Here is a 14,385-nt window from a genome sequence, read left to right on the forward strand (position 1 = left end):
AGAATTTGTGAAGGTTCTCCAATATTTCATGTCCGGGGTCTATGATGTGAAATACCAACCCTTGCAGAGGGATTCCCGACAAAAGAAGCGCGGCCGTTATGACTCAATTCCAGAGAGACATCAGCCCAGATTTCTCCACCAATATCGCGCCAACGCTTACAGAAGGTATAATCTTCGCTCAGATAAGTACCTGTTTCACGGTCAATACTGCCTTCAAAAAGAGCAAAATTCCTGATATCGCTTCGATCATCCGGCGCATCAATCCGTTTATATTCCGTTTCTGGGTAAGCCTTAATCATCATTTCAACAGCTCTGCGGCTGATCATCATAAAACCCGTCCCAATATAAGGAACCTGAATTAAAGAATTACGTGATGGTTCGTTATGAAGGGCTTCTGTCTCGCCAACATAACGCAGTGAAGCAGTCTGCTGCGCCTCCCCATGCAGAATGTTGGATTTTGTCTGGGCATCCCAGAAACGATCCCTTAAAGGATAGAGGCCCGCTACAACATCCTTCCCTGCATGGAAAAGCTGTGTTGGGGCACTGGCAGGAAAGCCAATATCTGCATCAACAAAAAGAAGATGTGTACAGTCTGATTTAAAAAAGAAAGAAGAAATGATTGTATTTCTGGCCCGAGTAATCATCGCGTCATCAGAAATATGCATGATCGTCATGGGAATACTCTGCCCAGCAGCCGCATAACCAATTACAGACAGCATATATTCTGTCGTTACCACACCTCCATGACAAGGTGTTGCAAGAAGTATTTTTCCTGGAACGGAAGAAATATTTTCTGTCATGGTCATTTCCCTGACTAATTCATTATATATGAGACGATAATAATTATTTACTCACAAGTTCTTCATATTATAGACATAATTCTTTCTCACGCATAGATATAAGGAGAAATTTATTAAAAACTAAAGATAATTTCTTCCAATTTATCAAAACATTTTATGCCTCTGATGCAAAAAACGTGTCCTGGCGATATCATCGATTTCTGTCTGCGCCTTATGCTCCTGTTGATAGTAGATCTCTTTTTCTATCTGAGTAATGAGCCTGTCTGTCGCCTCCAGAGCAGTGTTTGCTTTAATCATTGCCTGCCGCGCCTGTTCTGTAAATTCTTTTGCTTCTGTTAACTCATATTTCTTCTGCTCAATCTTGGCATCTGCCGCTCCGAGCCAGTTATAATAGGACATTTCCATAATAATCTGCCCCTCAGCGTCTGCTGTGTTCTGACGCATGATTTCCTTATTCTCAGCGATCTCAGCTTTTATCGCATCAATGGCAGATTCTATATTGCGTTCAAGCGTCAGGGCTTTGGCAAAATCATTCTTTGCCTGTTCACTCTCTGTGACGCGTAATTTCTTTAAGGTTTGCAAGGCTTTCAGACGAGACTGACTCATAGACAGATTCTACCAGCAACGAGATCTTTTTTCATATTTTGAAGAACCCCCTAACTGGCAGAAGATAAAATCTCTTCAAGCTCCCTGAAAGCATCTTCCAAGCTGACTGCCTCATATTTACCCTGCGTCAGTAATTGCTCAATCTTAGGCCCCAGCTGCACTGCGCGGTCTGCCTGTTTATCAGAGCCAGCCTTATATGCTCCCAATCTCACAAGGTCTTTAAGATCATCCCATGAAGCCAGGAGTGCGCGGGCCTCTCTGACCAAGGCATTTTCTCTATCATTATTACAGCCGGGAACAGACCGGGAAAGAGATTTCAATACGTTAATCGCAGGATAACGACCAGCATCAGCAATGGCGCGTTCCATGACAATATGGCCATCCAATATCCCTCTGACAGCATCGGTCACAGGTTCATTCTGGTCATCTCCTTCAACAAGGACAGAAAATAAGGCTGTAATCTGCCCTGCTGTACCATCCTCTCTAACCAATCCCGGACCAGCCCTCTCCAGAAGACGTGGCAATGTTGCAAAAACACTAGGCGGGTAACCCCGCGTAGCTGGAGGCTCACCAGAAGAGAGTCCAATTTCTCTCAAAGCCTGACAAAAGCGTGTCACACTATCCATTAAAAACAGAACGGATTTCCCCTGATCTCGGAAATACTCAGCCACTGCGATTGCTGCATAAGCAGCCTCCCTGCGCATCAGTGCTGAACTATCAGATGTTGCCACAATCACAACTGATTTCGCTAATCCTTCTGGCCCCAAATCATCTTCAATAAATTCTCTGACCTCACGTCCACGTTCTCCGACAAGGGAAATAACAGCAATATCACAGGCTGTATTACGCGCTAACATCCCTAATAGAGTGGACTTTCCAACACCAGAACCAGCAAAAAGCCCCAATCTTTGCCCTTGCCGGCAGGTTGTAAACAGATTCATGGCTTTTACGCCCAGGTCGATACGTGGCCCAAGTCTGGCACGTTTTGCCGCCGCAGGCGGGGAACCATGAAGTTTTTGAGGGCTTCCTCCAGGAATTATCGCTTCGTTCCCGTCCAAGGGACGCCCCATCGGGTCAAGAACCCTTCCCAACCAGGATTCATTAACCTGTAATGCTCCCCCCGAAAGAGAATAACGCTCTTCTTTCCCGTAAAGAGGAAAGAAAACCGGGCAGCCTGCTCCAATCCCATCAAGGGATTCATAGGCCATAACAACCGCCTTCCCTTCTTGGAAGGCAATAATTTCTGCCATTATGGAACGGCCATCCAATGACTTTATATAAACCTTATCCCCAATCCCCGTAAAACCTTCCATCCCACTCACAGTCGCAGAAAGGCCGGAAATATCAAGGACTTTCCCCCTCAACTCTCCCAAGGGAGTCGTAATTTTGGCAGCCTGAACGAGGGGAAACAAGGAAGCCAGTTGCCCACTGGTTTTTTCAAGAACTTCTGAAACGCCACTATTTAATTTTTGCAGCTTCTGAAAAACATCTTCTTTTCTGGATGAAAAATAATCCGATAAACCCTGCAAAAAATAATCCTTCTCTTAGGTAGGGGTCAGGCGAATAACGCTAAAATACCATCTTCATCACTACCACCGCCGAATAAATCCAGTATGTTCGTCGGTTCATCTACGGAATTAAATTCAGGGTGAATCTGCAACATGGCAAGGTACCGCTCTGCATAACGCTGAATCTTTTTTTCATCCGGGATACGTGCATCAGAACCATCTTCTGCTTTTGCATCAGGATTAGGTTTCGTAAAATCATTAACATTAAAAAGACGCTTTACCAAAGTCTGTTGCTGCTTGAAGTCAAGAGACCCAATATCATCTGGATTCAGGCCATTCACGACCTCAACCACTTTCAAAAGCGTTGCATCAGACATAAGCGTATTAACGTCCGTAATTTTCCCGTCCTGCATGGTCCGTGTAAAATACAGGGCATTCCCAACACCAGACTTATTCATATCCTTACTAGTTTCATATTGTCTGACTTCGTAGGAACTCGCCGTCTTATCAATAAAATCAGCAGAAATCAGAAGGCTACCACTTAATTTATGTGACGTGCTATCTATATCTGACTGCATATCTCTCGTGCCAGTCGTTAATTTTATGTTGTAAAAACTATCCGCAAAAGCACGTTCATTGGCACTGTTATTGCTTTCTTTGGCCTTGGCTACAGTTGAATCAGCCTGATAAGGATTTTCGAGCAATAATGCCTTCTCCCGCGTGGGGTTCTTAGCCAGTGATTCCAGATTAAATGCACCAAGGACAACCTGATTGGCTGAAGAATCTGCCAATAAATCATCTACACTTTGCAGGGAAGTACCCCCAGCAGTAAATTTTGCAATTGCTTTTGAAGCTGCCTCATTCCCCATCACATAGCCATCTGCCTTATCTTTCTCCGTCGTCAGGAGATTTTGATATTGGGCAATGTAATCTTTTACCTTATCAGCTGTTGCTCCCTCATCGGAAGCGGTTTTCTGGATATATATCTCGACAAAATCGGCGACCTTATCTCCGTCAACCTTACCATCTGGCCCATTAAACTTGCTTATATTCAGCGTATTTGAGAGCGTATCTCTTTGTGCTGAAAAACTGAGCTTACTGAAACGGTCAGGGTCAATCGAAAAATTCTTCTCAGCTACTTTCAGTAACTTCGGGTCCTTCAAAATATCGTCTATGCTTCTGACATTTCCACTCTTGAACTGGCGTGTAAAATAAAGGGCATCCCCCACACCACCTTTGCTGACAGCTCCGTTTTCATATAAATTATATTTATAATTCTGCACCAACTGACCAACGAACCCAGACGACATTTTAAATTTATCACTTAATATTGGAGTCGTCGTATCAAGATCCGGCAGCTCCTCCATTGTGATATCCGTCATACTCATCTGATAAAAAGCGTCAGCAAACTTGGTCCAGGTTGCATTATGTGACTTCCCGGCCGTAGAGCCAGAATAATGCGGGTTTTCATTAAGCAACTTCGATTCGAGCGCCGACTGTGTCGCCATAGACCCTAAATTATAGGCACCTAAAATAACTTGATTGGCCGAATAGTTTTTCATCAAGGCCGAAGTAGACTTAATTGACGAAGCAGTTTTACGGAAATTATCAGCATAGCGCTTGGTCAGAGGATCTGTCTTAACATATGTATCCGCGGCTTTCTGCTCATCCTTGATAGCCATTGTATATTGCACAACGGGAGACACACCATCCAAAGCCATTTTAACGCCTCCTTACAAAATAACCGCGTATATTCGTCTTGAGAGTATCATTTTAGCCTCCCAAAAACAAATATTCCATAAAACCCTCTCAATGTTACTTAATATTAAACTTTTCTTCTTAAAAAGCATCAGCTAATTTCATGGACAAAAGAAGACCATGAGGTTAAAAAATAAGACATGATATTCAAACAGATTATATCTTACAAAAATGGTCTTATTAGCACTCTTTTTATAGTAAGTGCCTGTTCACCTGCCCAATCCTATCTCAATAAAGATTTTATGCTGGCTCAGGCAGGATTTGTCGCACATAACGCGGATACAACAGCCCGTTATACCATGATGAACTATCTACCGCCTGGTAAATTGACTTACCGGCTTGCTCCCAATAATCAGCGCATATATGTTTATGCAGACCCGATCGGCTGTGGTTGCGTCTATATGGGCAATGAAGGAGCGTATCAGACTCTGACAAATTTTGTAAACGCGCAGAAACGCGATTCGAAATATAAACATTACGCAGCAACGCTCGATTCCATGACTGTCGAAACCAGGCAAAATACAGAAGAATGGGACTGGAGCATCTGGAGTCCAAGTGCTGACCCAGGGGGAAACCAACCTAAACATGTCATAGGCGGATATTGGTAAGAAAATTATTATATTTTATTATTAAAAGAGCCGAGCATTTTTGATTTATCCATAACCATTGTACCCGTCTGATTATAACTTTGTTGTGCATCTTTGGCCGCAACATCAGCCAGAATTTTCATAACAACCGATTGTGTATGGAGAGAATTCTCCAGGAGATCGCTATTCCGCTTTATCACGTCGTTAAAGCGGTTCTGCACTTCCTTCAGAGATTCCGGCAATATCTCTGGCTTGTTTTCCCAATTCTGGACATTCTCTATCAGCGTATGAAGATTTTCAATAGCAGCAGTTTTCCGAGGCAATAACCCCATTGCCTCCATAGGAGCATCATTCTGCAATAAGAGATTTTCCTGCTCTATGATGCTGCATGCCTCTTCAAAAGCCTTCAAAAGCGCATTTTCAGGAGAACCTTCTTCCTGCCCAGAAGATCCTACCCTTATTGCTGAATCTTTAGCAGCTTCCTGACCATTCCCGGACGTCCATTGATGTGCCTTATCACGAACCAATTTTCTGAAATCTGAGAAATTTTTCACGATACCCCCTCATCATGATTGGGAAGAACTACGATCCTGCATTCTTTGCATGGCCTTATAAACCTGCTGGGCAATGCCTATTCCCCCACTTTGGGCGATCTGTTTCCCCATCTCGAGAACCTGCAAGGAGCGGAACTGCTCTTCAGCTTCACCTCCCCCAAATGGCCCTTTAGAAGTGTCAACCGTTTCAAACATGGGCTGTAACATTTCCCCCAATGTTACAGCTTCAAAATCTTGGGCCGTCTTTCTAAGTGATTCCTCTGTTTGCCCGGGTTTTACAGATGGCTGCTTTAAAGGCAACTGGTGCATAGGAGGCGCAGTCAGTGGGGGAATAGAAGAAGCTGTCACGTAAACCGTCCTGTTCTTATTACAATAAAGATGATTATCTTACTTCCAAATCTGCCTGCAAGGCGCCATCGGCCTTAATGGCCTGCAAGATACCAATCATATCACGAGGCCCGACCCCTAAGGCATTCATCCCCGTCACAAGGCTTGCAAGCGATGGCCCACCTTGCACGATCGCCATCCTTTTATCACTATCTGTATTCACGTTAATATCAGTCTGTGGCACAATTGCCGTCTGCCCACCACCAAAAGCATTTGGCTGTACGACCTGTGGGTTATTATTAACCTGAATGGTCAGATTCCCCTGAGCAATAGCGACAGTCGTAATACGAACATTATCCCCCATCACGATTGTCCCATCAGCTTCATCAACAATGACTTTTGCCATTGTGTCAGGCGTAATCGTCAAATCCCCGATCTTATAAAGAGTCTCGGAAACATCCCGACCTTGCAGATTAACAGCCACCGTGCGTGGGTCTTCAACACGAGCAATCCCACGGCTGATATGACGGTTTATCACGTCCGCAATACGGTTTGCCGTCGTAAAATTCGGATTCTTCAAGGCGAGATGGATCACCCCTCCTCTGCCTAATTGCACCGGCACTTCACGCTCAACAACAGCACCATTTGATATATGGGCACTGGTTGGTACATTCTGCGTCGCCTGCCCACCAGCTCCCTGCGCAGTAAAGGCATTTGTAACCAATGCTCCCTGCGCAACAGCATAAACGTCACCGTCAGCAGCCTGCAAAGGAGTGACAATCAGATTTCCACCTGTCAAGCTCTGAGCGTCACCCACAGCTGAAACAGCAACATCTATCCGGCTTCCACCATGAGAAAAGGGCGGAAGCGTTGCTGTAACCATCACGGCAGCAGTATCATGAGTCTGTAGCTGAATGGCTTTATCACGGATATTAACCCCAAGCCTGTTCAGCATGCCTATAAGAGTTTCACGCGTAAATAATGTATTGGTCAGTCGGTCCCCGGTGCCATTCAGCCCCACAACCAGCCCATACCCGACAAGCTGATTATCGCGGACCCCTTCATAATCAACAATATCCTTGACGCGAACTGACCCTGCCCACGCTGTCGAAGCTGTAAGGACAAACCCTATCAACATCAAAAAAACAGGGCAAAGTTTCAGACCCTTCAAAACCATAATTCCTTTACTTACACGTAAAATAGAAGGTCTCAAATGTTTTCTCTGAAGGTAAATGGCATTCATGAAGTACAGACTCTCTCCCAATAAAAGAGACCTTATCAGAATTTTTTCAGAAAGACACCTTAATGATCTTTCTTCTCGTTAATAAGCATATTCCTTTATTGAAATAAAAAACAGGAAGAATTATCGTACAAATCGCCTGAAACACGATATAGTACGGACATGTTTCGTCTTCACTCAGAAAAAGTCACTCTATTCTCAAGAGTCGGACTCACCACATCCTTTCTTGTGACTATGCTATTTTCCAATAGCTGGGCTGAGTCCCCTGAATCACTGCGCTGCATTACAGCTACGGCACAGGTAGAGAGAGCACTCCACCTCCCTGATGGTTTTCTGGCCGCTATGAGCAGGGTGGAAACGGGGCGCCCTAATGGGGAAGGCACTTTATCGGCGTGGCCCTGGACTATTAATGCCGAAGGGGCCGGCTATCATTACAACTCCCTTCAGGAAGCCGTCGCCGCTGTTAAAGCCTTCCAGAATCAAGGGATCAAATCCATTGATGTTGGCTGTCTGCAGGTCAATATCATGCACCATCCTGAGGCCTTTCCGTCATTGGAAGCTGCGTTCGACCCCTATAGTAATGCCTTATATGCTGGGCAGTTTCTCAAACAAATGTACGATCAAAAAGGTAGCTGGCCCCGGGCTGCAGCAGCCTATCACTCCCAGACTCCCGGCATCGGAGAACCTTACCTCTGGCGCGTGATTGAAGAATGGTCCATTCCGCAGGATGGGAGGCAGAACAGCCAGCCTCTCCATACAGGCCGCTCTCCCCTTTTTGCTTCATCGCATCAGACTTCTTCTGCTCCGTCCATGCAACAACCTTCTTCCCAACCTGTGAAACATTATTTCAGACCATTCAAGGGCGGCTACCAGAACTTTTCGGAGTTTTCTCCTTCATCGCCGCATGGCCGCTTTGCAAATAGCGGGCCAACCGGAAGGACCTTGGCTTCATACCGCGCTTCCCCCGTCAGAATGACAACAACCATGCCCCAACCTTCGGCTTATTAGCAGCATGACTATTATTTATTATTGACCTTATTTATAAAATCATAAAAGATGTTAACCATATTCAGGAAAGAATTATTTAAATTAGACAGTTCCAGCATCATATGAGTCCTGTGATAATCAGAAACCGCTTTATCCTTTAATGCCTCAGCCTGTAATACCCTAAGTGTCCCTTTCCCGGAAATCGCTTCTCTGATAACATTATTTTTATATATAATATGCGAATATCCGCATTCTTCTTGACTAAATCCGACAAATTTTTCTTTATTCTTTGATGATGCCTTCCAATGATAAGCACATAATAACTCACCGATAATAGCTATATCACCATATTGTAATAATCTTAGGAAAAATTCATTATCTTCAACATATTCCATATTCGGATTCACAGAACCTACAAGCCTTATAGCCTCTCTCCTTATAAGGAGTGCAATAGGTATTATTGTTGAATTATGTGCCAGAAAAAGTCCGTAGTCATATACACCATTATCCCTTTTGCCATACTGATCAGTTTTATTTATCTCTATAATTTCCTGATCAACGACTTCTTCATAAACATCATAATTGCTCGTCATTACGGCTGAAAAAATCTTCTCTGGATCATTTTCAAGATAAGATACTGTTTTTTCAAGGAATTCAGGCTCAAGCGTATCATCATCGTCATGTATATGAATGTACTTTTCAGATGTACTATTTATACCAATAGCAAGTGCCCCACCTCTTTTTGTAGAAGTCGGAAGATTTATTACGGAGAATCTTTCTCTATCGCTTGATGATAATTCATTCAAAACCTCCTCAATACATCTATTGTCTCCACCATCATTAATTACATAAACATGGTAATACTTATAAGTTTGGGCTATAATAGACTGTATTGCCCTTGCAAAAAATAACTTCCTATCTTTAGTCCTAAGAATAATACCGACTTTTTTTGACATACCTATAGCTCCAAATTAAAATATATTTCTTAGTCTAAAAATGATCTTATACTCTTGGTCACCGCATCACAGCTCTCCTTCAAAATCCTTATCTGTTCATATACGGGAGCGTATTGTCCTTGCTCCAGATTAAAGTTCCTCCAAACATTAACTTGAAATAATTTTGCCATATTACCTGTATTGAGAGCCTCCCTTATAATATTATTTCGTTCCATAATAATCTGATCATATGAGTTTTTTCTCTCTTCAGGATTATTCTTGCCCTTATTATTATGATGATATGAACATAATAGATCTTTTATAACGCCAATTTCACCCCATTGCATCAATCTTATAAATAGATCTTTATCCTCACCAAAATTCTTTCTTGCATCTGATGTACCAACATCAATTATACACCGCCGCCTAAATAATAATGTTATAGGAACAACTATAGTCATATGAGATAATAATTGAATATAATCTTTTATCGGTTCAATCTCAACTCCAAACTCATTAGACTTAAATTCATTGATTATATTATTATTTTCTACATGCTCGTATACATCATAATTACTCGTTTTTACCCCAGAAAATATCTCTTTCGTATCTTCTTCAAGATATGCAACCGTTTTTTCATAAAAATCCGACTCTAGGCTATCACTATCATCATGAATATGAAGGTATTTTTCCGACGTATGACTAATACCTGCAGCCAAGGCTCCTCCCCTCCCCAATGAAAAAGGTAGATGTACAAAAACAAATTTTGCAGAAAAATCAGCAGGAATAGAATTCTCTATCTTTTTAATATCTTCAAGATCACCACCATCATTGATGATATAGACGCGATAATCCTGAAATGTCTGAGGAATAATAGATTCGAATATTGCCCTTTTTAAAAAGAGAGGGCGATTTTTTGTTCTTACAATAACTGCAACTTTATGAACTTCTGTCATTATTTATCTATCCAATCTTACGAAGCATTAAATATATTTTAACTAATATTACGAAAAATCAACAAATAAATTGCCTTAATGCAAAGACACTAACATTCTTAAAGCCTCACCAACTTCATTCAGAACAGGGACAAAAGACCTTTCCTGCGCTCTGAAAATCCTGACTGTTGGGTACCAGGCTGATTTATCACCAGTATCTCCCCACCTCCAGCAGGAATCCCAGCGATTTACAAGCCAGGTTGGCCGCCCAAGTGCTGCTGAAAGGTGCAAAGGAGACGTATCGACTGAAATTACAAGATCAAGATTTTCCATAAAAGCTGCCGTATCTGCCATATCATAAATTTGATCCATAAGATCATAAATAGGCTGCGGCAGACCCTCTTTGAGAGCCAGTTCCTGGCGTTTCACACCAAATTGTAGATTGAAAATATCAGCTTTAACAGGTAGTAAAGCCGTAATCATTTCCTTGAAATTGGTTGAACGCCGTCTATCAGAGGAAACGTCTGCAGCTTTCTGGCGCCTGTCACCGCCCCAGACAATTCCGACACGCAATGGCCTTGGCTGTGATGAGGGGCGGGCAGGAAGAATCTCCGAAATCAGTTTTGCAAATCGTTCAATATCTTTTTCATCAGCCTTGAGATAAGGAACAGGGACAGAAACATCTGCGGGGCTTTCTACCTTACAAATATAAGGGATATCTGGAATTGGATACGCATAATCAAACTGATATTTATTGGGCGCCTCCTTCCCCAACTCAATATCACACAGCACTTCCACTTCCGGGAAACTTAGGGCCATAAGACGCTGAAGAGTCTTGGGAACAGCCAGCGTCACTTTCGCACCGCGCTTTAAAAACTGCGGGATAAAACGACTGAACTCAAGCGTATCACCCAATCCCTGCTCCTGAAAAAAAAGGATATGTTTTCCCTCAATTTCGGTATCAGGTGTCAGAAACGGAACATCTGTAATATACCAAGAAGAAGGATCTACAGCAAAGCTCTCGTGGTCCGCAAAATATTTAAAACCCTCTTTATAAAACCCGGCTTTTAATAAACTAAGACCATAATGGAACGTAGTGACCCGGTTGCCAGGCTCCAGCTTTAAACCTTCTCTATGGTATGGAAGCGCTTCTAGAGAACGGTTTAACATCCTCAGAGTATTTCCTATTCCTGCATAAAATGCCGCTGAAACTTTTCCTTCGGAAAGCCAGACTTTGGAAATCTTCAAAGCCAGTTCAAGGTGCCCCACCTGCAAAAGATTCTGTTGGAGATTTTCACCAACCTTCACCTTAAGTTCGTCATAAGTCTGGGCAATTTTTGTATAAAGCGATAACGCCTCTTTTTCCTGTCCAGCAAGCATTAACTGCCCTGCAAGTTCAATCTCCATTTCTGCCTTGAGTAAAGCCAGTTCACGGTTATTCCCAGCGTCAGGGAAGCATAAAATTGCTTTTTCATAAAGAGTGACAGCCACCTCAACAGCCGCTGTATAAGTTGATACAATCTGGGCTGCTGCCAGCAAAAGAACCGGATCTTTTTTCTCAAGCCCTGTTTCAACAGCTATCTGTACAGTCGTTATGGTATCGCCCTTCTTCAAAAAAGGCATAAACAAATTTATCAGTTTGTTTTTACTGTTTATTTTTTTTAAACTTTTTTTATTGAACTTTTTCATCGTTCTTTATGCTCCAGCCTCGCCATAACAGCTCTTCAATTACAGGGCAGGGACTATAGGCGATAGAATTAACCTAAATATCACTTATTTAACAGAGGAAAAATATTTGCTTTCCTGAACCTGAAGAAAGCGTAAATGAAACATATACTTTTCGCCTTTCTTACGCTAAAAAGCTCTATATGTTTATCAGGCCATGATTCTGGGGGACTAACCTGGTGACGCCCACCAAACCGACAGCGCAAAATTCTTCTGCCAGTCCTGCCAGCTCGTCTAACGTCACAGCAAAGATTGCCTCTGGTCTGCATAGGTTCAGACAGATCGTTGCTCTTCTTGGAAAAAAAGAGACGGGGGGATTTGATCTCAAATCAAGTATGCCCGGGACCGATCTTTTGCTGGCAGTGGGCGTCATTCTACTCATTGCCATCCTGATCATACCACTCCCGACTTTTATCCTTGATGTCGGTCTCTCACTGTCAATTACATCGTCGGTCCTTATTCTCATGGTGGCTCTCTTTCTTGAAAAGCCACTTGACTTCACCTCTTTTCCAACACTTCTCCTCCTCACGACGATGTTCAGGCTTTCACTTGAAGTCGCCACGACGCGTCTTATTTTGAGCCACGGCAATCAGGGGGCATATGCGGCAGGGCATGTTGTTGCCTCCTTTGGCGGCTTCCTTATGGGAAATGACGTTGTAATCGGGGGAATTGTGTTCTGCATTCTCCTGGTCGTCAATTTCATGGTGATTACCAAGGGTTCAGGCCGTATTGCCGAAGTCTCTGCCCGTTTCTTCCTTGACGCCATGCCGGGCAAGCAAATGGCCATTGACGCGGACCTTGCTTCTGGCGCCATAAATGAACGCGCCGCCCGTTTGAAACGCAAGGAACTGGAAGATGAGAGTTCCTTTTACGGGGCAATGGATGGAGCTGCAAAATTCGTACGTAATGACGCAATCGCTGGTATCATCATTACTGCAATCAATATCGTCGGTGGCCTGACAATTGGCGTCATGCGCCATCATATGCCAGTCGGAGATGCAGTTCAGACCTTTACAACCCTGACAATTGGTGACGGTTTGGTCTCGCAGATCCCTGCCCTGCTTGTTTCTCTCGCTGCTGGTATCGTCGTCACCAAGGGGGGCACAGAGGGAACGGCTGACGTCACCTTATTCCGGCAATTAGGGGGACATCCCAAACCTTTGGCAATTGCTGCTTCTTTGGCGACTATTTTTGCCTGTTTGCCAGGACTGCCTGCCGCACCATTTCTTCTGATCGCTGTCCTTGCAGCCGCAGGCTCCTGGTGGCGCCATAAATCACCAATTATCACAGATCATGATGGTGACGAAATTTCACAGGCCGCCCCACAACCTACCACTCAGCCTATCACAGAATTACTCCGTGTCGATCTGTTACGGCTGGAAATTGGCTTTGGCCTGCTTTCCCTTGCTAGTGAAGATGACGCCCATATTACGGGACAGATCAGAGCGTTACGCCGAAAAATGGCTGCTGATATGGGATTTATTACACCATCGGTCAGGATACAGGATAATATCAGCCTTGGTGTGAATCAGTATGTCATAAAGCTGAAAGAAATTGAAATTGCCTCAGGCGAAGTAAAGCCCAATCTGCTTCTCGCTATCTGTCCTGAAGGCTTTAACCCCGCCAATGCCTTACAGGGCGAGTTAACAACAGAACCTTCTTTTAATCTCCCGGCCATCTGGATTACGCCAGACCTTAAAACCAAGGCAAGTCAATCGGGCTATACAGTTGTCGATCCTGTTACGGTTATTATCACACATCTAACGGAAACAATCAGTCAGAACCTTGGGGAATTGCTTAGCTATTCTGCAACACAGGAACTTCTGGATGATCTTCCCGCCGAGCAGCAGAAACTTGTCAATGACCTGATCCCGTCTCAGGTCAGTCTCAGTACGATACAGCGCGTCCTTCAAGCCTTGCTTCAGGAAAGGATTTCCATCCGGGATCTGCCTACAATTCTTGAAAGCATTCAGGAAGGCAGTGCCCTTGTTTCCAAAGGAATACGCGCCCTTACAGCTCATGTGAGAGTTAGGCTTTCCCGTCAGATCAGCAATAGCTATGTCGGGCCTTCGGGATGTATTTCCATGATTACGCTATCTCCTGAATGGGAAAGTAAACTTCTTAACAATACTGTAGGTCAGGGAGATGAAAGAACCGTCGCCATGCCTCCCAATATGCTGGACCAATTTGTAACATCCATGCGTCAGGCCTTTGAGAAGACCGCTAGTCTGGGTGAGCTTCCTGTAATTGTCACAACTTCTTCAACAAGAGACTGTGTCAGAATGATTGTTGACCGGGTAAGACCTTCCATCGCTGTCATGTCTCAGGCAGAAATTTATCCCCGCACACGCATCCGGACTGTCGCCACGATTACATAACTTGCTATTATAAGACATGAAGGCGCGTTAAAACGCCTAACTGAC

Annotated in this window: 13 protein-coding genes; 3 read left to right on the forward strand and 10 right to left on the reverse strand. The window is 43.7% G+C overall.

Annotated features, from left to right (window positions below):
- Positions 1–26 precede the first annotated feature (26 nt).
- From AC3B6P_RS01150 to AC3B6P_RS01165, 4 genes are all read right to left on the reverse strand, one after another.
- Complete coding sequence (locus AC3B6P_RS01150; RefSeq protein WP_489804327.1) at positions 27–800, reverse strand: hypothetical protein; 774 nt, start codon at positions 798–800, stop codon at positions 27–29.
- A gap of 144 nt (positions 801–944) precedes the next feature.
- Positions 945–1,406 carry a flagellar FliJ family protein gene (locus AC3B6P_RS01155; protein ID WP_489804328.1) on the reverse strand — a complete coding sequence of 154 codons (462 nt, stop codon included), beginning with the start codon at positions 1,404–1,406 and terminating at the stop codon, positions 945–947.
- Positions 1,407–1,456: 50 nt separating this feature from the next.
- Positions 1,457–2,818, reverse strand: coding sequence for a flagellar protein export ATPase FliI (gene fliI / locus AC3B6P_RS01160; protein ID WP_489805512.1), 1,362 nt, complete (start codon positions 2,816–2,818; stop codon positions 1,457–1,459).
- A gap of 143 nt (positions 2,819–2,961) precedes the next feature.
- Positions 2,962–4,635 (reverse strand): DUF1217 domain-containing protein, encoded by a 1,674-nt coding sequence (locus AC3B6P_RS01165; protein ID WP_489804329.1) that lies wholly within the window; start codon positions 4,633–4,635, stop codon positions 2,962–2,964.
- A gap of 177 nt (positions 4,636–4,812) precedes the next feature.
- On the opposite strand from AC3B6P_RS01165, the gene AC3B6P_RS01170 reads away from it, so the two are divergent.
- Complete coding sequence (locus AC3B6P_RS01170) at positions 4,813–5,280, forward strand: hypothetical protein (protein ID WP_489804330.1); 468 nt, start codon at positions 4,813–4,815, stop codon at positions 5,278–5,280.
- 8 nt (positions 5,281–5,288) lie between these two features.
- Here AC3B6P_RS01170 and AC3B6P_RS01175 read toward each other — a convergent pair whose 3' ends face one another.
- From AC3B6P_RS01175 to AC3B6P_RS01185, 3 genes are read right to left on the reverse strand one after another with little or no spacing between them, the layout of a single operon-like run.
- The gene (locus AC3B6P_RS01175) at positions 5,289–5,813 is read right to left on the reverse strand and encodes a hypothetical protein (protein WP_489804331.1); all 525 of its coding nucleotides are present in this window, start codon (positions 5,811–5,813) and stop codon (positions 5,289–5,291) included.
- Positions 5,814–5,825: 12 nt separating this feature from the next.
- On the reverse strand, positions 5,826–6,161 hold the full coding sequence (locus AC3B6P_RS01180) for a rod-binding protein (RefSeq protein WP_489804332.1): 336 nt from the start codon (positions 6,159–6,161) through the stop codon (positions 5,826–5,828).
- Positions 6,162–6,195: 34 nt separating this feature from the next.
- On the reverse strand, positions 6,196–7,278 hold the full coding sequence (locus AC3B6P_RS01185; RefSeq protein ID WP_489805513.1) for a flagellar basal body P-ring protein FlgI: 1,083 nt from the start codon (positions 7,276–7,278) through the stop codon (positions 6,196–6,198).
- Positions 7,279–7,542: 264 nt separating this feature from the next.
- Here AC3B6P_RS01185 and AC3B6P_RS01190 point away from each other — a divergent pair, with 264 nt between their 5' ends.
- Complete coding sequence (locus AC3B6P_RS01190; protein WP_489804333.1) at positions 7,543–8,388, forward strand: lysozyme family protein; 846 nt, start codon at positions 7,543–7,545, stop codon at positions 8,386–8,388.
- 11 nt (positions 8,389–8,399) lie between these two features.
- Here AC3B6P_RS01190 and AC3B6P_RS01195 read toward each other — a convergent pair whose 3' ends face one another.
- From AC3B6P_RS01195 to AC3B6P_RS01205, 3 genes are all read right to left on the reverse strand, one after another.
- Complete coding sequence (locus AC3B6P_RS01195; protein ID WP_489804334.1) at positions 8,400–9,323, reverse strand: glycosyltransferase family 2 protein; 924 nt, start codon at positions 9,321–9,323, stop codon at positions 8,400–8,402.
- 29 nt (positions 9,324–9,352) lie between these two features.
- The gene (locus AC3B6P_RS01200; RefSeq protein ID WP_489804335.1) at positions 9,353–10,258 is read right to left on the reverse strand and encodes a glycosyltransferase family 2 protein; all 906 of its coding nucleotides are present in this window, start codon (positions 10,256–10,258) and stop codon (positions 9,353–9,355) included.
- Between the two features lie 75 nt (positions 10,259–10,333).
- Positions 10,334–11,860, reverse strand: a complete 1,527-nt coding sequence (locus AC3B6P_RS01205) for a glycosyltransferase family 9 protein (RefSeq protein WP_489804336.1) — start codon at positions 11,858–11,860, stop codon at positions 10,334–10,336.
- 437 nt (positions 11,861–12,297) lie between these two features.
- On the opposite strand from AC3B6P_RS01205, the gene flhA reads away from it, so the two are divergent.
- Positions 12,298–14,340, forward strand: a complete 2,043-nt coding sequence (flhA, locus tag AC3B6P_RS01210; protein WP_489805514.1) for a flagellar biosynthesis protein FlhA — start codon at positions 12,298–12,300, stop codon at positions 14,338–14,340.
- Positions 14,341–14,385 lie beyond the last annotated feature (45 nt).

The sequence above is a fragment of the Aristophania sp. ESL1142 genome, from assembly GCF_058107345.1.